Raw genomic sequence first — 18,300 nt, 5'->3', positions numbered from 1 at the left:
GAATATGCGATTACTTTAATTTTTTCGGCGACCGCCATTCTTGCTATCGCGCAACACCGGGGGTGCTGCCGGCGGCGTGACACGGCATTAGCACTAATCCAAGCGCTTCGTGCAAGAACGGAGTCACAGTTTTATCTCGGTGCAGCGAAATGGAACTGGATTCCGACACGCCGGTCGCCGTATCCGCGGCTGGTCGGCCGCGTGAATATACCGTGATCAGGCGGCGAATGAGCCTTCAAGGAGGGCGTGTGGGCACCGAACACCCGGTCGACGGAATGACCCGTCGACAATTTTTGGCGAAGGCTGCCGCCGCCAGCACCGCCGGCGCATTCATGGACCTTGCCGGGCCGATAATCGAAAAAGCCTACGGCGCCGGTCCCTGCAACGGTCATTTGACCGACATCGAACACATTGTGCTGTTAATGCAGGAGAACCGTTCCTTCGACCACTACTTCGGCACCCTTTCGGGTGTATCGGGATTCGGGGACACCACGCCTCCGAACGTGTTTCAGCAAAAGGGATGGAACCCGGCGACACAGGCGAACGACCCTGCCGGGACAACCATTCCGTTCCGGTTCGACACCACCCGTGGCCCGCTGGTCGCCGGTGAATGCGTGAACGACCCCGATCACAGCTGGACCGCCATGCACCAGTCCTGGAACGGAGGCGCCAACGACGGCTGGCTACCGGCGCAGGCGGCGCACAGCCCTCTGCAGGGCAACACCCCGGTGACCATGGGATATTACACGCGAGCCGACATCCCGATTCACCATCTGCTCGCCGACACCTTCACGATCTGCGACCGCTACTTCTGTTCGTTGCTGGGCGGTACCACGCCGAATCGGCTCTATTGGATGAGCGCCTGGATCGACCCGGAGGGCACGCACGGCGGGCCCGTGCTCGTAGAACCCAATATCCAGCCGTTACAGCAGTACAGCTGGGAGACCATGCCGGATCGCCTGGAAGCTGCTGGGGTCAGCTGGAAGGTGTACCAGAACAAGTTGCTAGGTCCACTGAACAACACGGTCATCGGCTACAACGGCCTGATCAACGATTTCAAGCAGGCGGCCGACCCGCGGTCGAACCTGGCCCGCTACGGCATCGCACCGACCTATCCGATGGACTTTTTCTCCGACGTCCGCAACAACAGACTGCCTAAGGTCTCCTGGCTGCTCCCGGGGTTTCTGCTGTCCGAACATCCGGCGTTCCCGGTTTCGATTGGGGCGGTGGGCATTGTCGACGCGCTCCGGATCCTGCTGTCCAATCCGGCGGTGTGGGAGAAGACCGCGCTGATCGTCAATTACGACGAGAACGGCGGCTTCTTCGACCATGTCATACCGCCGACAGCGCCACCGAATACCCCGGGCGAATACGTGACCGTCGCCGACATCAACTCGGTTTCCGGTTCAGGCGGGATCCGCGGTCCGATTGGCTTGGGATTTCGCGTACCGTGCATCGTCATCTCGCCGTACAGTCGCGGTCCGCTGGTGTGTCACAACACTTTCGACCACACTTCGACGCTGAAACTGATCAGCACCCGCTTCGGGGTGCCGGTGCCCAACCTCAGCGCCTGGCGCAATAGTGTCGTCGGCGATATGACCTCGGCGTTCAATTTCGCGGTCCCGCCGAATCCCTCGAAACCGCATCTGGACCACCCGCGGCTGGCCGCGCTGCCGAAATTGCCGCAGTGCGTCCCCAACGCTGTGCTGGGCACGACGACGAAGACCTCGATTCCGTATCGCGTGCCGTTCCCGCAATCCATGCCCACCCAGGAAACCCAGCCCACCCGAGGCACCCCAAGCGGCCTCTGTTAGCGGACTACGCATCGGTCTCGAGGCGACGGAAAGTGCCGGTCGCCGAAAGCATTCCGACGCTGGTCATCGGGTGGCCGGCCGCGGTTTGGGTCAGCCAGATGCAAAGCTGCCGCCCGACCGAAGAGTTGTCGAAAACGCTGAGAAGGCCGCGTTCGGCGGGCGCCATCGTCGGCGCCGACCACGACTAAAGAGTTTTGCTGCCGGGAATATCCGGATTCAGGACATGCTGGGCCGAGAATTGGCTTACGATTCGAGTGCTTGGTGGTGTGCACTCGCCGTCAAGCAATGGTGTTATGACATCAGCGCTGGAAGGGGACACCGTGCTTTTGCCTCTTGGTCCGCCCTTGCCGCCAGACTCGGTGGCGGCGAAACGGGGCGAGTCAGGCATGCTCGGCGGACTGTCGGTTCCGCTCAGCTGGGGTACGGCTGTTCCGCCAGACGACTACGACCATTGGGCGAAGGAGTCTGAAGCTGGTGTCGAAGACGTCGTCGTAGTGCCCGGTGCGGTCGATCCGGAACCGATCGAACCGAGCAACGACGAGTGGGATGAGTGGGCTGAGTGGAAACAGTGGGAAGCGGAGAACGCTGAACCTCGTTTCGAGATGCCACGCGGTAGCAGCGTGGTCCCGCATTCGCCGGCAGCCGGATGAGAGAAAGGGTCAAGACTGTCGTTGTCTACGGGTGATTGACCGCTTCGGAGTTCCCGAAGGCGGCGATCACATCAATCAAAACTGGTTGAGAAATCCAAGTAACACATCCACGTAAGCAAAAGGAGACATGCAACATGGCAACTCGCTTTATGACCGACCCGCACTCGATGCGGGCGATGGCGGGTCGTTTCGAGACTCACGCACAGACGGTGGAAGACGAGGCTCGCCGGATGATGGCGTCCTCGCAGAACATCTCCGGCGCCGGCTGGAGTGGTCTGGCCGAGGCCACCTCGATGGACACGATGACCCAGATGAACCAGGCCTTCCGCAACATCGTGAACATGCTTCACGGGGTTCGCGACGGTCTGATCCGTGACGCCAACAACTACGAGCAGCAAGAGCAGGCGTCGCAGCAGATTCTGAGCAGCTAGTCCGACTGCGGCGAAAATCGCTGCAGGCCAACAACTTCCACAGACAAAGGAGAACAGGTTCGATGACGATCAATTACCAGTTCGGCGACGTCGACGCTCACGGTGCGCTCATCCGCGCGCAGGCCGCCAACTTGGAGGCCGAGCACCAGGCCATCGTTCGCGATGTGCTGGCTGCCGGTGACTTCTGGGGCGGCGCCGGTTCGGTGGCTTGCCAAGAGTTCATCACCCAGTTGGGTCGCAACTTCCAGGTGATCTACGAGCAGGCCAACGCTCACGGCCAAAAGGTCCAGAGCGCCGGCAGCAACATGGCGCAGACCGACAGCGCCGTCGGGTCCAGCTGGGCCTGAGAGAAGTACGGTTCGGGGCGGCGCACCGCTTGCCGGTGCGTCCGCCGCGACCGTCGACTGCGCACGTCTACCCGCGGCGAGTTCCGCAGGTAGACGTGCGCAGTTCTTTTTTGCCTACAGCGTGCTGGGGACGCTCGGACTCAGAACGAACTTAGAACCGGCCGCCGCCACCCATGAAACCGCCGCCGGACGAGCCCCCCGACGATCCGGACGAGCCTCCAAATGATGTCGGGCTCCAGCCACCGAACCCGCCACGCAGTCCACCGCTGAGCAGATCGCCGATGATGATGCCGCCCAGCATGGCGCGGGTGTCGCTGTCGGTGCTGCGCATGTAGGCGCGCTGCGTCGACTGGACATCGGCGTTGGCCAGCGACTGCGCCTGGGAGGCCAGCGTGGATGCGCCGTTGGCGTAGGCAATTGCCTCGGTCAGATGCGAGGCCTTCCTGGCGTGGGCTGCCTCGAGTTGGCGTTTCGCCTCAGCGAGCCGGGTCCGGGCTTCAGGGCCGATACTGCCGCGCCGGGTGTCGATGTACTCCGACACTGCCCGCACCCGCGATTCGGCGGTGAACATCGCCTGCTCCAGCGAGCGGCTGAGGCGTTCAGCGTTGGCCTGCTCCTGCGCCACCGTGGTCAGCAGCTGGTTGAGTTCGGCATCGGCCTTGGTCAGCTGGGCAAACGCGCTCAGCGGATCGGTGGTGCCGCCGGAGCCACTGGCGTTGTCCAGCGCGCGGGCCGCCGCATCCCGAGCGCCAATCAGTTCGCTGAGGTGCGTGGCGCTGTTGCCCTTGGCGCTCTGCAGCTGCTCGTTGGCGCGTTTGATGGCCGCCTGCACCTCGGTGAGCAGTGCGGGCAGACTGGCAACGGCGTGCCGGATGTCGCCGGCCGCGCTGTCCACCGCGTCCAGCAGCGAACGGGCTTGCCCCAGGGCGGATTCGGCAGCCCGCACGGCGTCCACCAGAGGTGACTGCTGCCCGCTCACGGCATGGCCGGCCAGATCGCGAGCCGTGCCGATGTTGCGGTCGGCGAAGTCCAGACGGTCTTTGGCGGTGGTGACGTTGCCCGACACCGAGGCCAGCGCCGCGGCGCCGAATTCTTTGTGCAACTCGACTAGATGCTGCGCCGCAGGGTCGACGCGGCTGGTGAGCTCGACGTACTGCCGGGTCAGGGCGTCAAGCCGGGACGGGGCGTTGATCACCAGATCGCGCAGCTGCTGGAACGCCTCAGTCTGTGCCTCCAATTCGCGATCGGCGTTGGCAGCCGAGACGATCACCCGGGTGAGCAGCTCACGCCGCTGCGCCGGGGTCTCGGGTATCGTGTCGTCGAGCTGCTGACGCACTGTGAACGCTTGGGACAGAGCCGCTTTGGCGTTGTTCAGCGCCGCGGTGAACGGTGCGGTGCGCTGGTCGCCGAATTCGTCGATAGCCAACGCCAGCTCGTTGGTGCTGGTGCGCACGGCGTTGTCCACTTCCACCACCCTGGCGCGGGATAGCTCGTCGAGGATGTCCAGCGGCACCGCGGCCAGCGCGGTCTCGTCGGTGGGGTCGATGTTGCGGGCCGCGGCCAGGGCTTTGACGCGCCGTCGGCGGGCGCGTCGCCGCATCAGCACGAGCAGCACCAGCACCAGCAGCGCAATGACCCCGAGCGCACCCAACAGTAGAAAAGGACTGGTGGAGGTGGGTGCGACGTTGAGTCCGTTGGCCGCGGCGACGGCCGCCCCGGCCCAGTCGCCGTTGGCCAGTGCCGGTTCGATCTGGTTGTGCCGCAGGTTGTCGACCTGACCCGGGCTGACGCCCTGAACGCCGTTGGGAACTAGGAATGCGTAGGCGCGGTCGGTGGTCGCGACTGCCAGCACCGCGTCATAGTTGTGCAGATCGCTGGCCCGGTAGGTTTGCTGGGCCCAGTTCTCGGCGCTTTGGCCGGAGAAGGTGTCGACGTAGACCACCCATAGCCGAATGCGCCGGTCGCCATAGAGCTTGATGGTTGCCGAGGTAACCGCGGCCCGGCCGGATTCCGACAGTGCGCCGGCGTTGTCGGTGATATAGCCCGGCAATCGGAACGGCGGCTGTGCGCCCGCGGCGGGTGCTAGCAGCAGCGACCCCGCCGCCAGGCCGACGATTGTCAGCAACGAACCGAGCAGGCGGGTGATGCGCATGTCGCTATTAAACGTCGGCGAGCGTCGCTGCGGCGAGCGCGGTCCATTACGAGGGTGCTGCGGTTGCGGGCGAGGCCCACTCCACTGGTGTGAACCTGTGCCGCGGTGCAAGTGGTCAGGCCTGCCCGCCGCCGGCCCCCAAGGTGCGCTGCATGTCCGGCTTCATGGCGACCAGCTGCGCATTCCAGTAGCCCCAGCTGTGCACGCCACTGCCGTCGATATTGAACGTGGCGTTGTGTCCGCCGGCCGCGGTATAGGCGTTCTTGAAGTCGATATTGCTCTGCAGCACGACCTGCTCGATGACTTGGCCTGGCAGGCTGTTCTGACCCAACTCAGACGGGGTTCCGTTGCCGCTGTAGACCCAGAGGCGGGTGTTGTTGCCCGCCAGTCTGCCGGCCTGGACGGTGGGGTCGTTGCGCTGCCAGCCGGGGCCGCCCGAGGGTCCCCACATGTCTTCCGGGTTGTAACCGCCTTCGTCATTCATCGCAAACTTGATTAAGGTGGGCCCGTTGCCGCTGGATGGGGTGAGGTAGGCGGACAGCGAGCTGGCGTACGCGAATTGGCCGGGATGGTAGGCCGCCAGGATCAACGCAGACGAGCCGGACATCGAAACACCCACGACGGCATTGCGCGTGGTGCGGACACCCTTGCCCGCCAGGTAGGGCGGCAGCTCACTGGTCAAGAAGGTTTCCCATTTGTAAGTGGCCCCGTTCGCCGATCCGTACCAGTCGGCGTAGAAGCTGGAGCGACCGCCGACCGGCATCACCACCGAGATGCCCGACCCCCGGTACTCGTCGAACGCGTTCGTCTCGATGTCCCAGCCGTTGCGGTCGTCGCGGGCCCGCAAACCGTCAAGTAGATAGACGGCGGGGGCCCCACCCTGCTGAAACTCCACGGTGATGTCGTGGCCCATTGCCGCCGACGGGACCTGCAGGAACTCCGGCGCGGCCGCCCGTGCGGTCGGCACACTGCCGACCACTCCGAGGAACGCCGGCAATGCGGCGGCCGCGACGGCAGCGGTCGCGGCTCGTAATGTCCAACGCTTGGTGTGCACGTCGTTCTTCACTTTGAATCCACTCCTGAACTTTGTCTCAGGGGATCTGCGTCGGCCCCCGCCGTCGGCTGATTGCGTCACCCGAGCGGCAGATCGAATGCGGCCAGACCTTGGCCGACAGCAGCGCGACCAATCCGTCCAAATCCGCCAGCTTCCTCGTCCATCCTGGATCCGACCCGGTGCCTGTGATACCCCGGCCAAGCCGCCTCAACCGTCATTCGGTCGGTGGATTTGGTGACGCCGGCCGCTGGCAGACTGTGGGGCGGTGAGTACTGATCAGCAAGACCCCTACGACGAGTCTGACCGGGAGCGGCGCGTCGTCGAAGAGCCGAAGACCGCCGGTTTGCCCGGCACCGAGGGCCAGCACCGGACCGACTTCGCCCGCGATCGGGCGCGCGTGCTGCACAGCGCCGCGCTGCGCCGACTAGCTGACAAGACCCAGGTGGTGGGGCCGCGGGAAGGCGACACGCCACGCACCCGGTTGACCCATTCGCTGGAGGTGGCCCAGATCGGGCGTGGCATGGCGGTGGGGTTGGGCTGCGATCTGGACCTCGTAGAGTTGGCCGGTCTGGCGCACGACATCGGCCACCCGCCGTACGGCCATAACGGTGAGCGGGCCCTCGATGAGTTCGCCGCCGGCTACGGCGGTTTCGAGGGCAACGCGCAGAATTTTCGCATCCTGACTAGCCTTGAACCCAAAGTCCTTGATGCACAAGGGTATAGCGCCGGGCTGAACCTGACCCGCGCCGCGTTGGATGCGGTGACCAAGTATCCGTGGCAGCGCGGCGAGGGCTGTGAACGCAAGTTCGGTTTCTACGCCGAGGACCAACCCGCCGCCGCCTGGGCCCGCGCCGCCGCACCGCCGCGCCGGACCTGCCTGGAAGCGCAGGTGATGGACTGGGCCGACGACGTCGCCTACTCCGTGCATGACGTCGAGGACGGTGTGGTCTCCGAACGGATTGATCTACGGGTGCTCGCGGACGAGGACGAGGCCGCTGGGCTGGCCAAGCTGGGGGAGAGCGAGTTCTCGCGGCTCAGCGCCGACGAGTTGGCAGAGGCCGCCCGGCGGCTGTCGGGGCTGCCGGTAGTGACGGCGGTCGGCAAGTACGACGCCACGCTGGCGGCGTCTGTCGCGTTGAAGCGGCTGACCAGCGAGCTGGTCGGCAGGTTCGCCACGGCCGCGATCGCCACCACCCGCGCTGTGGCCGGTCCCGGGCCGCTGGTGCGTTACCAGGCTGACCTGCACGTGCCCGACCTGGTGCGGGCTGAGGTGGCGCTGCTGAAAATGCTGGCGCTGCAGTTCATCATGTCCGATCCGCGGCACCTGCAGGCCCAGGTTGCCCAGCGCGAGCGGATTCACCGGGTGGCGCACTGGCTGCTTGCCGGAGCACCGCAAACACTCGACCCATTGTTTGCCGCGGCGTTCAACACCGCGGCCGACGACGGGGCTCGGCTGCGCGTGGTCGTCGACCAGATCGCCTCTTACACCGAAGGCCGGCTGGAGCGCATCGCCTCTGATATCGGCACCGGGGCAACGGCCTAGACTGAGCCCGTGTCGAGTCCGGCAGGTTCCAGGGACGATGGCCGTCGCGGCGGCCGTTACCGGATTTCCGATCGCGACATCACCGCCATCCGGGAAGGCACCCGGATCGAGGAAGTCGTCGGCGACTACGTGCAACTCAAGCGGGCCGGCGCCGATTCGATGAAGGGGTTGTGCCCGTTCCACAACGAGAAGTCGCCGTCGTTCAACGTGCGTCCCAACCACGGCCAATTCCACTGCTTCGGCTGCGGGGAGGGCGGCGACGTTTTCGCGTTCGTCCAGAAGATCGAACACGTCAGCTTCGTCGAGGCTGTCGAGATGCTTGCCGACCGCATCGGCTACACCATCACCTACACCGGCGCCTCGGCCACCAATGTGCAGCGCGACCGCGGCAGCCGCAGCCGACTCGTCGGGGCGAACGCGGCGGCCGCGGAGTTCTACGCCCAGGCGCTGGAGTCCGACGAGGCGGCCCCGGCCCGGCAGTACCTGACCGAGCGCAGCTTCGATGCCGAGGCTGCCCGCCGGTTCGGCTGCGGATTTGCCCCGTCTGGCTGGGATACCCTGACAAAGCATTTGCAGCGCAAGGGCTTTGAGTTCAAGGAACTGGAAGCGGCGGGCTTGTCTAGGCAGGGCCGGCGCGGCCCGATAGACCGTTTTCACCGGCGGCTGCTGTGGCCCATCCGTACCTCGTCCGGCGAGGTGATCGGGTTCGGGGCGCGACGGCTGTTCGACGACGATCCGATGGAAGCCAAGTACGTCAACACGCCGGAAACTGTGTTGTACAAGAAGTCGTCGGTGATGTTCGGCATCGACCTGGCCAGGCGCGACATCGCTAAGGGCCACCAGGCGGTGGTGGTCGAGGGGTACACCGACGTGATGGCGATGCACCTGGCCGGGGTGACCACGGCCGTGGCGTCCTGCGGCACCGCGTTCGGCGACGAACATCTGGCGATGCTGCGCCGACACATGATGGACGACAGCTTCTTTCGCGGCGAGCTGATCTACGTCTTCGACGGCGACGAGGCCGGCAAAGCGGCCGCGCTCAAGGCTTTCGCCGGCGAGCAGCAGCTGGCCGGCCAGTCGTTCGTGGCCGTCGCCCCGGACGGCATGGATCCATGCGACCTCCGGCTGAAAGCAGGAGACGGCGCGCTGCGCGACCTGGTGGCTCGGCGAACCCCGTTGTTCGAGTTCGCGATTCGCACTGCTATCGCCGAAATGGATTTGGACAGCGCCGAGGGCCGGGTGGCCGCGTTACGTCGCTGCGTGCCGATGGTGGGCCAGATCAAGGACCCTACCTTGCGCGACGAATACGCGCGTCAGCTGGCGGGCTGGGTCGGTTGGGACGATGTCGCACAAGTCATCGACCGGGTCCGGGGCGAAGCCAAGAAAGCCAAGAATCCCGGCCAGAGCGGGACCAAGCCGTCCCCGCGCCGGGTGCAAGACTCCGCCCAGCAGACCGCCGGCACGGTCGCCGCCGCACCCGCAGCCGCCCGTCCCGATCCGCGCGACCCGACATTGTGGCCGCAGCGTGAGGCGCTCAAGTCGGCGTTGCAGTTTCCGGCGTTGGCCGGCCCGGTGTTCGACACCCTGACCGTCGAAAGCTTCACGCATCCCGGCTACGCGGCGGTGCGCGCGGCCATCGAGGCGGCAGGTGGAACCTCAATCGGCGTCAGCGGAGCCCAATGGCTGGACATGGTGCGTCAGCACACCAACTCGGCATTGACCGCCGGATTGGTCACCGAGCTGGGCGTCGAGGTGATCCGCGCCGAGGACGAACAGCTACCCCGATACATCGGCGGAGTGCTGGCCCGGCTGCAGGAGGTCTGGATGGGCCGCCAGATTGCCGAGGTGAAGTCCAAGCTGCAGCGCATGTCTCCGATCGAAAATGGCGACGAGTACCACGCGCTGTTCGGAGACCTGGTTGCGATGGAGGCTTACCGCCGAAGCCTGCTGGAGCAGGCCAGCGGTGACGGCCTTACCGCGTGACTTGCGGTTCCGCCGCCGGTTGCAGGTCGTCCACTCGGTGCTCGCCTTCGCGTTCGACGACGGCGGTCTGTGCGTCGATCTCAGTGAGCGTCACGAACCCCGTGTCGGGGGAGATCCGGTTGGCGATCTTGCGGCGTCCCCCGTCGATGAGCGATCTGGCTACGGGGCTGCTGGTCACGGCGCGATAGGTGCCGGCGATCTGCTCGTAGCGGCGACGTCCGGCCTTCGTGCCCAGCACGTAGCCCACCCCCAACACGGCGACATACCCGATCAAAGCGATCCCTCCGAGAGACGAGTGAATAGGTCCATCCTGCCTCATCTGACCCGGGTTCGGCGCACCCCAGTTGCTGGCAAAGGGCCGCTGACCCGAAACCGCAGGAATCGGCAAACTGGTCCGCAACTTACCCGGGGGCCTCTAGTTGGGGCCGCCTATGCCAGTACGCTAGAGTCGTCCCGCGGTCAGCACCAGCGTCTCGCTGGACTGATAGTCCCCTGTAGCTCAACTGGCAGAGCATTCGGCTGTTAACCGAAGGGTTGAAGGTTCGAGTCCTTCCGGGGGAGCCTGCGCAAGGCGGCGTTTGCCGGATCGTTTGGGTTGACCCGGCTACCAATTGGTCAGGATCAAATGGTTGATCGCGAGTGCGCCGATCACGTTGGCCGCCAGCCACCAGCGCTGCGACTGCCCAGGTAGCAGCGCGCCGGCCGCAGTCAGCCACACCGTGAACGGCAGCCAGATTCGCTCCGTTTCAGCCTTGCTGAGCATGCTCAAATCGGCGCAGATGATGGCTGCAATCGCGGCCAGCACCAGCAGCTGCAGACCGGACCGCCGGCGGATTGCTGCCGTGTCGAAGACCCGGCCCAGGCCGGCGACGCTGCCAAGACCGATCGCGCAGCAGACCGAAGCCAGATTGGCCCAGCTCCAATACTGAAACGGCCGGTTCATCGCGATGCCCTGCCAATAGCGTCGCTGAACCAGCGTGTATCCGTCGAACCACCAGAACCCGGCCAGCGCGAACGCCACCAGCACCGCCAGGGCGGCAAGAAGTGCTGCCGCCAGCGCTGTGCAGGCCGCCCGGCGATTACGGACGGCGACGAGCACTGCCAGCGCGGGCAGTGCCATCAACACCATGCCGTAGTTCAGAAATGCGGCCCAGCCGAGCAGCAGACCGGCTGCGACGGCGACCGGGACCGGCGCGCGCACGGTCCGGCTGGCGGCCAGCGCGAGCAGGGCGATACCCCAGGCGGCGACTCCGGCGAAGTAGGCGTCCGCCGAGACTGCGACCCAGATCGCGGTTGGTGCGACGGCGACGAACGGTGCGGCGTTGCGTGCGGTGGCTTCGTCGGCGGTGGCGCGCACCGCGACGATCACCGCGGTCGCTGCGCTCGACCCGATCAACAGGCAGAACGCTCCCGCCCATGCGCCGCCGCCCAATCCGATGCGGTCGAGCCAGACGAAGGTAAGCAGCGCGCCGGGCGGATGCCCGGAGACATGGGTTATCCACGAATCGGGCTGAAAATCAAGGATGCGGCGAGAGAAGGTCCGCAACATCTCCGGGATGTCGGTGACCGTGGGCACCTGACGTAGGTACTCGTGGCGGGCGACCAGCCGGCCCGCGAACCCGAGCTGCCAGCCGTCGATCATCGCCAGTGCAAAGGCCCATGCGCACGAGGTTGCCCACGTCGAGAGTGTCAGCGCTCGCCACGACAACTGCTGCGCCAGACGGGGTCCCCAGACCACCGCCGCGATTCCTATGGCTGCGGCGGCGATGCTGCTCCAGCCGGCGTGGACGTTCCACCAACCGAAAATCGGTGCGGTGCCGGCTAAGTCGTGAATCGTCTGCGGCGAACTGTGGATCAGGGGAGTAACAATGCCAAGGTTCAGATGCGGTACCACGAAAGCGGCTGTCACCAAAGCGACGCCGATGGATACCGCGACGATTTCGCGGCGACCCGTCTTCACCGTTCCTTTGGATGTCGCGCCATTGCGAGTCGGACGGCATAGGCCAGTGCGCTCAGAGCGTAGACGGCAGCGACCAGCAGCAGCCAGCGTCCTAGAAACGGGCTCTGATCCTGCCCGGTAGCCGTCGTATACGTCGCATGCCCCTGCTGGATGATGCCCGGGAAGAACAGCAGTAGTGACAGCCCAGTCGCGAGCGTCGGAACACGCAGATAGTTCAGCGGCGAGACTCCCGGCCGCGGCGCTGCACGGCGCGCCCGCACGGCCGCGAGCGCCCGAACCAGCGAGCGGTCGGCAATGGCGTAGAGGGGAAACAGGATCAGATCGTGTGCGACCACCGCGGCCAGAAACCAGACTCCGATCGACTGCCACCAGACTCTGGGGTTAAACAGGGCAGCCGGCCCCAGCACGGTGACCACGTAACCGGCCAGCGCGCAGGCTGCAACCGTGCCCAAAAGATGCAACGGATTGCCGCCGTAGAACGCGCGGAACCGAGCGATCAGCGCGCGCATCTTAGGGCGTTCCGAACTCGATAGACCGCACCCATTTGGTGTTGTGCACCCCTGGTAGGGCGGGAACGATGATGCGTGCGGGGTAGCCGTGATCGGGCGACAAATCGACGCCGTTGACCCGCAGGGCGAGCAGCGAGTCACGATCACCCACCTGGTTGGCGGCCAGCACCGCCTGGTTGAAGGCGCCGAACCGCTCCAGCGAACGGACGGTGGCTCGGGCAGGTCCGGGCATCCCGGCCATCGCGGCCAGATCCGCGAGCCGGACTCCGCTCCAGGTCTGGGTGGTCGACCAGCCTTCGACGCAGGCGATCGGCAGCGTTGCGGTGTGTTGCGGCATCGACTCGAGGTCGCGCCGATCCAGCAACTTCGTCCCGGTCGGTCCGAGCAGCGCGAGTCGCCAGCCGGCGCCCATGTCTGCGGGCGTGATCGCGGCGGCGGCGGCGGTACGGTTGACCTGAAAATCGTTGGGGCCGTTGCCGCGGCTTCGGCCTCGCGGCACCAGGAAGGCTGCACTGCGGGCGACACCGCCCACGGTCTGGCCGGCGGTGAGTACTCCGACGAACAGCGCGCCGCCGGCGACCAGCCCGAGCGCTCCGCGACGACTCATCGTGGGCGGCGCGGGATTCGCGGCTACCAGCCCGTCGGCGTCGGGAGGTTCGGGCAGCGTGTCGGCACGCGAGGTGCGAAGCACGGAGCGAAAAGACCGAGAACGCAAGCTGCGCACCATCTTTGGGAACTTAATTAACACGTGGATCGTAAAGCCAGCGATGAAGATCCACGCCCCGAAGTAGTGCGCGTCGTAGAAGCTGAAGCCGAAGATGTAGTCGTACTGGATGTTCAGCACGCCGGTGACGATCTCGAAGAGTATCCCGCCGACCAACATCACCAACGACAGCCGCTCCAGCAGCTGCGCGATCGTCCGTGCCGGTGGCCACACGAACAGTCGAGGGATGACCGACCACAGTTTTGCCAACACCACCGGGATCAGGATCAGACCCAATCCAACGTGCAAGCCCTGGGTGAGCCGGTACAACCAGGAGGGCCGGGTTGGCCAATCGAAGATGGGCAGCCTGAGCCACCCCACCTCGCCCGGGATGGCCTGACCCAGTTTGGGGCCGTAAGCGATGTAGGAGAGCAGGCCGGTCAGGGCCACCACCGGCAGCCCGACCAGTAGTGCTAGGCCAAGTATTGAAGTCAGCCAGGGGCCGCGCAGCGGGCTTCGCCACCACGGCAGAGCGCCGTCCGCGGGTGTCGTGGGATGTTCGGTGTCGCGGGGCGTGGCGTTCAGGTGACTACTCCGCCGTTGACACCGCGCTGTGCGCCGGCGTCGGCCTTCAGCACGGTGATCACCCGATTGTGAATGTCGACGGCTTGGGTGACAAGTAAACCGGCGGCGACCGCGATGCCGGCCAGTGCACCGAGTCCGACCCGCGACCACGGAAACCAGTGTCCCAGATGGTGATCGGTTTCCCACCGAATCAGTTCGTAACAGATCGACGTTGCGGGACAGTCGATCTCGGCGATCACCACGCCGCCAGGGGCAAGCAGGTCCGCCGCCCTCCGTAACGTCTGGACCGGATCGCCCCCGATGCCGATGTTGCCGTCGGTGAGCAGGACTTGATCCCAGTTGCCTTCGCCAGGCAACGGCGCGAACAAGTCGCGGCGAATTGCCGTTCCGCCTCGCTGACGTGTCATCTCCACCGCCGCGGTGGAGTTGTCGATGCCCAGTGCGGGTAATCCCCGTTGTTGCAGTGCCGCGGCGAACCGTCCTGGACCGCACCCCACGTCCAGGGTGGGCCGCGACGAGCAGAGCGCCAGGACGTGCTCATCGGCCGACCGGTCCTGGGGCGTGCTCTGCGCGCCACCCATCCACCGGTCGATCGGCAGATCACGGCGGTGTCCGTGATGGTTACGGGACCAACATGACCTGCCGGCCGCGGCCGAGCGATAGATGAGATCCGCCGACATCGACACCGCTGGATCGTAACTCTCGCCAATGAGAGCGTCCTGCGGTTGGCGTTGAAACGCGTCACCGGCTGCACGATCTACGCGCAGTTCGGCACAGCCCACCGAAGCGACTTTGCTCGGAACGATGTTGAACCCCTTCCCTCACCCGCCCGAGGACACCGACGGTGCCTTCCCCCGCTATTCGGTGCTGGTAGCGCGTTGGATTGCCCTCACACTGATTTCAAAACGTCGGGATTCCTTGGACTGATTGTTGCTCGCGCATATGAGCTGGTAGACCCTTGATTTGGTTGTTCTGTACCGCCGCGGGTACCCGGTGTGGCGTGATGAAACCGAATGCCGCCGCGCCGTATCGCGACGCTTTGGCGCGGCTGCGGACGCGGGTCGGCGCGGCGGTACTGACGATGATGTCGCTGGTTGCCGGCTGCACCCAACACCCAAGTACGCCCAACTCGGCGCCCACAGCAAGACCCGCAGCCGAGCCAGCGATCGCCCCAGCGCCGGGCGCGCCGGTCGGCACGGTGGTCCCGACGGGCGACATCCCCGAGGGCATCGTCATCGGAACGTCCGGAGTCGGCGCGGTGGCGGTGCGTAACCCCGACGGTATCGAGTTGTTCGACGCGGCGACGGGCGTGCGACGGCAACTGGTCCCGACCCGGGGATCGGCCAGGCACCTGAGCCTGGTCGGCCCCGATGGCCCCGTCTTGGTCCCGCTGGAGGCGACCAACGAGCTGTGGGAGCTTTCCCTTGCCGACGGTCACGTGCTCAGGGCTGTGACGGGTGTCGGCCACCAACCGCACGACGCGGCGCGGACGGCGGGGGACACGATCGTCGTCACCAACGAACACGGCGGCGGCGTGGTGCTGGTACGAGGCGGGGTGGTGGTCGCCTCGCTACCCGCCGGACCGGTACAGCCGGGCGGCGTCGCAGCCGTCGGCAATTACGCCGCGGTGGCCGACGTGCAGGGCAACGGGGTGTGGGTATACGACGGGCCGGCCGGTCGGCAAGTGGCGCAGGGGCCGGTCGGGGTGAAACTCACCCATGCGGTGGCCCTGGGTGGCGACCGAGCGGCCTTTGCCGACACCGACGGTGGCGCGGTACTTATCGAACGGGTGGACCCGCAACTCACCGGTGTCGCGAAGGTCGACGCGCCGGGAAAACCCTACGGTCTGGCGTATGACGGTGCGCGTCGCCGCCTCTATGTCACATTGACCGCGTCCAACCAGGTTCGGGTGATCGACCTCCCCGACCCTGGCAAGCCGCGGATCCTGGGCGATGTAGCCACCGTGCGGCAGCCGAATTCCGTTGCGGTGGATCCACATTCGGGCACTGTTGTGGTGACGGGCAGCCTTGCCGACGGTGGCGGAACCTTACAGGTCATCACCCCCGAGCTGCTGCCGGCGACCTGACCACCCACGGGCCGAGCTTAGAGGCTCTTATGCCGCAACCGTTTTGGTGACGGATTTGGATAGCGGCAGGACGTTAGGCCATGGTGAGAGCGGTCAAACACGGCGAGAGGAACGGTAGAGCTGTCATGAAGGTGCTGCTGACCGGGGCGGCGGGGTTCATCGGTTCGCGGGTGGGCGCTGCACTGCGCGGCGCCGGTCATGACGTGGTGGGCGTCGACCTGTTGCTGCCGGCGGCGCATGGACCGGATGCGCAATTGCCGCCCGGATGCCACCGGGTGGACGTCCGCGACGGCGACGGCTTGGCGCCACTGCTGGCCGGGGTGGACCTGGTATGCCATCAGGCCGCAATGGTGGGTGCTGGGGTGAACGCCGCGGATGCACCGGCCTATGGCGGGCACAATGATTTTGGCACTACCGTGCTGCTGGCGCAGATGTTCGAGGCGGGAGTACGACGGTTGGTGCTGGCGTCGTCGATGGTTGTGTACGGGCAGGGCAGCTACTCCTGCTCGGTGCACGGACCGGTCGATCCGCTGCCGCGTCGGCGGGCCGATCTGGATGCCGGGGTCTTCGAGCACCGCTGTCCGGTCGGCGGTGAGGAGTTGCACTGGCGCCTTGTCGCCGAGGACGTTGCGCTGCGGCCGCGAAGTCTCTACGCGGCAAGTAAGACCGCGCAGGAGCATTACGCGCTGGCGTGGTCGGAGGCCACCGGTGGTTCGGTGGTGGCGCTGCGGTATCACAACGTCTACGGCCCCGGTATGCCGCGGGACACCCCGTATTCGGGGGTCGCCGCGATCTTTCGTTCCTCACTCGAAAAGGGTTTGCCACCAAAAGTTTTCGAAGACGGTCGGCAAATGCGGGACTTCGTGCACGTGGACGACGTGGCGGCGGCGAACGTCGCGGCCACCGCCGAGTGCGACGGCTTCACCGCAGTCAATGTCTGCTCGGGACGACCCATCTCGATCCTCGAGGTGGCCGCCGCGGTGAGCGACGCACGCGAGGCGGGCCTGAGTCCAATCGTCACCGGGGAGTACCGCAGCGGCGACGTGCGGCACATCGTCGCCGACCCGGCCCGCGCCGCTGAGGTGCTGGGTTTCCGGGCGGCCATCGACCCGCGCGAGGGCCTGCGCGAATTCGCCTTCGCGCCGCTGCGTTAGGAATGACGAATGGCCGACGATGACGTGACCGTGGTGCTGCCCTGCCTCAACGAGCAGGAGTCACTTCCGGCTGTGTTGGCTGCGATCCCCGCCGGTTACCACGCGCTGGTGGTGGACAACGGCAGCACCGACGACACCGCCGGAGTCGCCAACCGCCAAGGTGCTGTCGTCGTACACGAGCCGCGGCCCGGTTACGGGTCGGCGGTGCACGCGGGCGTGGTCGCCGCCCACACCGCGATCGTGGCGGTGATCGACGCCGACGGTTCGATGAACGCCGGTGACCTGCCGCGTCTGGTCGACGCGCTCAACCAGGGCGCCGACCTGGTGATCGGCCGCCGGCGCCCGGTGCCGGGGCTGCATTGGCCGTGGGTGGCTCGGGTGGGCACCGTGGTGATGAGCTGGCGGTTGCGCACACGCCATGGCCTGCCGGTTCATGACATAGCGCCGATGCGGGTGGCCCGGCGCGCGGCGCTGCTGGATCTGGGTGTCGTCGATCGGCGGTCGGGCTATCCGCTGGAACTGCTGGTTCGAGCGGCCGCTGCCGGCTGGCGGGTGGTCGAACTCGATGTCAACTACGGTCCTCGGACCGGCGGTAAATCGAAGGTCAGCGGCTCTCTTCGGGGCAGCATCACCGCGATTCTCGATTTCTGGAAGGTCATCTCGTGACCGGGTTGCCGGTGACGCTGCTGGTGGTGGCGAAGGCCCCCGAGCCGGGCCGTGCCAAGACGCGGCTCGCCGCGTCCGTGGGCGAAGAGGTTGCCGCGCAGATCGCGGCCGCGGCGCTGTTGGACACACTCGACGCGATGTCCGCTACGCCGGTGGCGTCGCGGGTGGTGGCGCTCACCGGCGACCTGGACGGTGCAGCCGGTGGCACCGAGATCCGTCGCCGACTCGAGTCGTTTCAGGTGATTCCGCAGCGCGGCGACGACTTCGCTGACCGGCTGGCCAACGCGCACCTCGACGCGGGGTCCGCCGGGCACGCGGTGTTGCAGATTGGGATGGACACCCCTCAGGTGACCGGCGAGCTGCTAGCCGACTGCGCGCGTCGGCTACTCCGGGCACAGGCGCTCCTCGGCCGGGCGTGCGACGGCGGTTGGTGGGTGCTCGGATTGCAGACGCCGACGGCGGCCGAATGCCTGCGCAGCGTCCCGATGTCGCGACCCGACACCGCGGATCTCACCTTGAACGCGTTGAACGACAACGGAATTGAGGTGACCCAGGCGGACGTCCTGAGCGACTTCGACGTTATCGACGATATTGCGGTGGTGCGCCAGTCTTGCAGTCCCGGCAGTCATTTCGTCCGCACCACCCTCGCAGCGGGACTCTGAA

The 18,300-nt window shown here is 66.2% G+C and carries 18 protein-coding genes and 1 tRNA gene; 12 read left to right on the top strand and 7 right to left on the bottom strand.

Annotation, left to right across the window (positions count from 1 at the left end):
- Positions 1–275 precede the first annotated feature (275 nt).
- The 5 genes from H0P51_RS18470 (at position 276) to H0P51_RS18450 (ending at position 3,242) form a co-directional block, all read left to right on the top strand.
- The gene (locus H0P51_RS18470) at positions 276–1,814 is read left to right on the top strand and encodes a phospholipase C (RefSeq protein ID WP_246398857.1); all 1,539 of its coding nucleotides are present in this window, start codon (positions 276–278) and stop codon (positions 1,812–1,814) included.
- A gap of 32 nt (positions 1,815–1,846) precedes the next feature.
- The gene (locus H0P51_RS18465; protein WP_180914284.1) at positions 1,847–2,002 is read left to right on the top strand and encodes a hypothetical protein; all 156 of its coding nucleotides are present in this window, start codon (positions 1,847–1,849) and stop codon (positions 2,000–2,002) included.
- A gap of 132 nt (positions 2,003–2,134) precedes the next feature.
- Complete coding sequence (locus tag H0P51_RS18460) at positions 2,135–2,464, top strand: hypothetical protein (protein WP_246398070.1); 330 nt, start codon at positions 2,135–2,137, stop codon at positions 2,462–2,464.
- Positions 2,465–2,598: 134 nt separating this feature from the next.
- Entirely contained in the window at positions 2,599–2,895 is a 297-nt protein-coding gene (locus H0P51_RS18455) for a WXG100 family type VII secretion target (protein ID WP_180913534.1), read from the top strand.
- 62 nt (positions 2,896–2,957) lie between these two features.
- The gene (locus H0P51_RS18450; protein WP_083111340.1) at positions 2,958–3,242 is read left to right on the top strand and encodes a WXG100 family type VII secretion target; all 285 of its coding nucleotides are present in this window, start codon (positions 2,958–2,960) and stop codon (positions 3,240–3,242) included.
- Positions 3,243–3,393: 151 nt separating this feature from the next.
- Here the strand turns inward: H0P51_RS18450 and H0P51_RS18445 are convergent, their stop codons facing one another.
- Positions 3,394–5,394, bottom strand: coding sequence for a TPM domain-containing protein (locus H0P51_RS18445; protein WP_180914282.1), 2,001 nt, complete (start codon positions 5,392–5,394; stop codon positions 3,394–3,396).
- Positions 5,395–5,509: 115 nt separating this feature from the next.
- Complete coding sequence (locus H0P51_RS18440; RefSeq protein WP_180914280.1) at positions 5,510–6,460, bottom strand: esterase family protein; 951 nt, start codon at positions 6,458–6,460, stop codon at positions 5,510–5,512.
- Between the two features lie 253 nt (positions 6,461–6,713).
- On the opposite strand from H0P51_RS18440, the gene H0P51_RS18435 reads away from it, so the two are divergent.
- Entirely contained in the window at positions 6,714–7,991 is a 1,278-nt protein-coding gene (locus H0P51_RS18435) for a deoxyguanosinetriphosphate triphosphohydrolase (RefSeq protein WP_180914278.1), read from the top strand.
- Positions 7,992–8,000: 9 nt separating this feature from the next.
- A complete protein-coding gene (dnaG, locus tag H0P51_RS18430; RefSeq protein WP_180914276.1) occupies positions 8,001–9,974 on the top strand; it encodes a DNA primase in 1,974 nt (657 codons plus the stop codon).
- Here dnaG and H0P51_RS18425 read toward each other — a convergent pair.
- Entirely contained in the window at positions 9,964–10,248 is a 285-nt protein-coding gene (locus H0P51_RS18425) for a hypothetical protein (protein ID WP_180914274.1), read from the bottom strand. The genes dnaG and H0P51_RS18425 overlap by 11 nt on opposite strands.
- Positions 10,249–10,462: 214 nt before the next feature.
- On the opposite strand from H0P51_RS18425, the gene H0P51_RS18420 reads away from it, so the two are divergent.
- A tRNA-Asn gene (locus H0P51_RS18420) sits at positions 10,463–10,535 on the top strand.
- A 43-nt stretch (positions 10,536–10,578) separates the two neighbouring features.
- Here H0P51_RS18420 and H0P51_RS18415 read toward each other — a convergent pair.
- Genes H0P51_RS18415 through H0P51_RS18400 form a run of 4 tightly spaced genes read right to left on the bottom strand, consistent with a single transcriptional unit; the run spans position 10,579 to position 14,411 of the window.
- Entirely contained in the window at positions 10,579–11,934 is a 1,356-nt protein-coding gene (locus tag H0P51_RS18415) for a hypothetical protein (RefSeq protein ID WP_180914272.1), read from the bottom strand.
- Positions 11,931–12,443, bottom strand: coding sequence for a hypothetical protein (locus tag H0P51_RS18410; RefSeq protein ID WP_180914271.1), 513 nt, complete (start codon positions 12,441–12,443; stop codon positions 11,931–11,933). Before H0P51_RS18410 ends, H0P51_RS18415 begins: the two co-directional genes overlap by 4 nt.
- Position 12,444: 1 nt before the next feature.
- A complete protein-coding gene (locus H0P51_RS18405; RefSeq protein WP_180919071.1) occupies positions 12,445–13,677 on the bottom strand; it encodes a molybdopterin-dependent oxidoreductase in 1,233 nt (410 codons plus the stop codon).
- Positions 13,678–13,727: 50 nt separating this feature from the next.
- Complete coding sequence (locus H0P51_RS18400; RefSeq protein WP_180919070.1) at positions 13,728–14,411, bottom strand: methyltransferase domain-containing protein; 684 nt, start codon at positions 14,409–14,411, stop codon at positions 13,728–13,730.
- A 323-nt stretch (positions 14,412–14,734) separates the two neighbouring features.
- On the opposite strand from H0P51_RS18400, the gene H0P51_RS18395 reads away from it, so the two are divergent.
- From H0P51_RS18395 to H0P51_RS18380, 4 genes are all read left to right on the top strand, one after another.
- Positions 14,735–15,817, top strand: coding sequence for a YncE family protein (locus H0P51_RS18395; protein ID WP_246398068.1), 1,083 nt, complete (start codon positions 14,735–14,737; stop codon positions 15,815–15,817).
- Positions 15,818–15,942: 125 nt separating this feature from the next.
- Positions 15,943–16,971, top strand: coding sequence for an NAD-dependent epimerase/dehydratase family protein (locus tag H0P51_RS18390; RefSeq protein WP_180914269.1), 1,029 nt, complete (start codon positions 15,943–15,945; stop codon positions 16,969–16,971).
- A 9-nt stretch (positions 16,972–16,980) separates the two neighbouring features.
- Positions 16,981–17,637, top strand: coding sequence for a glycosyltransferase family 2 protein (locus H0P51_RS18385; RefSeq protein ID WP_180914267.1), 657 nt, complete (start codon positions 16,981–16,983; stop codon positions 17,635–17,637).
- Complete coding sequence (locus tag H0P51_RS18380) at positions 17,634–18,299, top strand: TIGR04282 family arsenosugar biosynthesis glycosyltransferase (protein ID WP_180914266.1); 666 nt, start codon at positions 17,634–17,636, stop codon at positions 18,297–18,299. The genes H0P51_RS18385 and H0P51_RS18380 overlap by 4 nt, the downstream gene beginning before the upstream one ends.
- Position 18,300 lies beyond the last annotated feature (1 nt).

The organism is Mycobacterium vicinigordonae, assembly GCF_013466425.1.
Lineage (GTDB): Bacteria > Actinomycetota > Actinomycetes > Mycobacteriales > Mycobacteriaceae > Mycobacterium > Mycobacterium vicinigordonae.
The sequence above is the reverse complement of the archived record's forward strand: the minus strand, read 5'-3'. Positions and strand labels throughout refer to the sequence as shown.

Coding starts and splice junctions, on each gene's coding strand:
- H0P51_RS18445 (WP_180914282.1), bottom strand. CDS start 5,394: ATGCGCATCACCCGCCTGCTCGGTTCGTTGCTGACAATCGTCGGCCTG.
- H0P51_RS18400 (WP_180919070.1), bottom strand. CDS start 14,411: ATGTCGGCGGATCTCATCTATCGCTCGGCCGCGGCCGGCAGGTCATGT.
- H0P51_RS18390 (WP_180914269.1), top strand. CDS start 15,943: ATGAAGGTGCTGCTGACCGGGGCGGCGGGGTTCATCGGTTCGCGGGTG.
- H0P51_RS18470 (WP_246398857.1), top strand. CDS start 276: ATGACCCGTCGACAATTTTTGGCGAAGGCTGCCGCCGCCAGCACCGCC.
- H0P51_RS18385 (WP_180914267.1), top strand. CDS start 16,981: ATGGCCGACGATGACGTGACCGTGGTGCTGCCCTGCCTCAACGAGCAG.
- H0P51_RS18455 (WP_180913534.1), top strand. CDS start 2,599: ATGGCAACTCGCTTTATGACCGACCCGCACTCGATGCGGGCGATGGCG.
- H0P51_RS18410 (WP_180914271.1), bottom strand. CDS start 12,443: ATGCGCGCGCTGATCGCTCGGTTCCGCGCGTTCTACGGCGGCAATCCG.
- H0P51_RS18450 (WP_083111340.1), top strand. CDS start 2,958: ATGACGATCAATTACCAGTTCGGCGACGTCGACGCTCACGGTGCGCTC.
- H0P51_RS18395 (WP_246398068.1), top strand. CDS start 14,735: ATGAAACCGAATGCCGCCGCGCCGTATCGCGACGCTTTGGCGCGGCTG.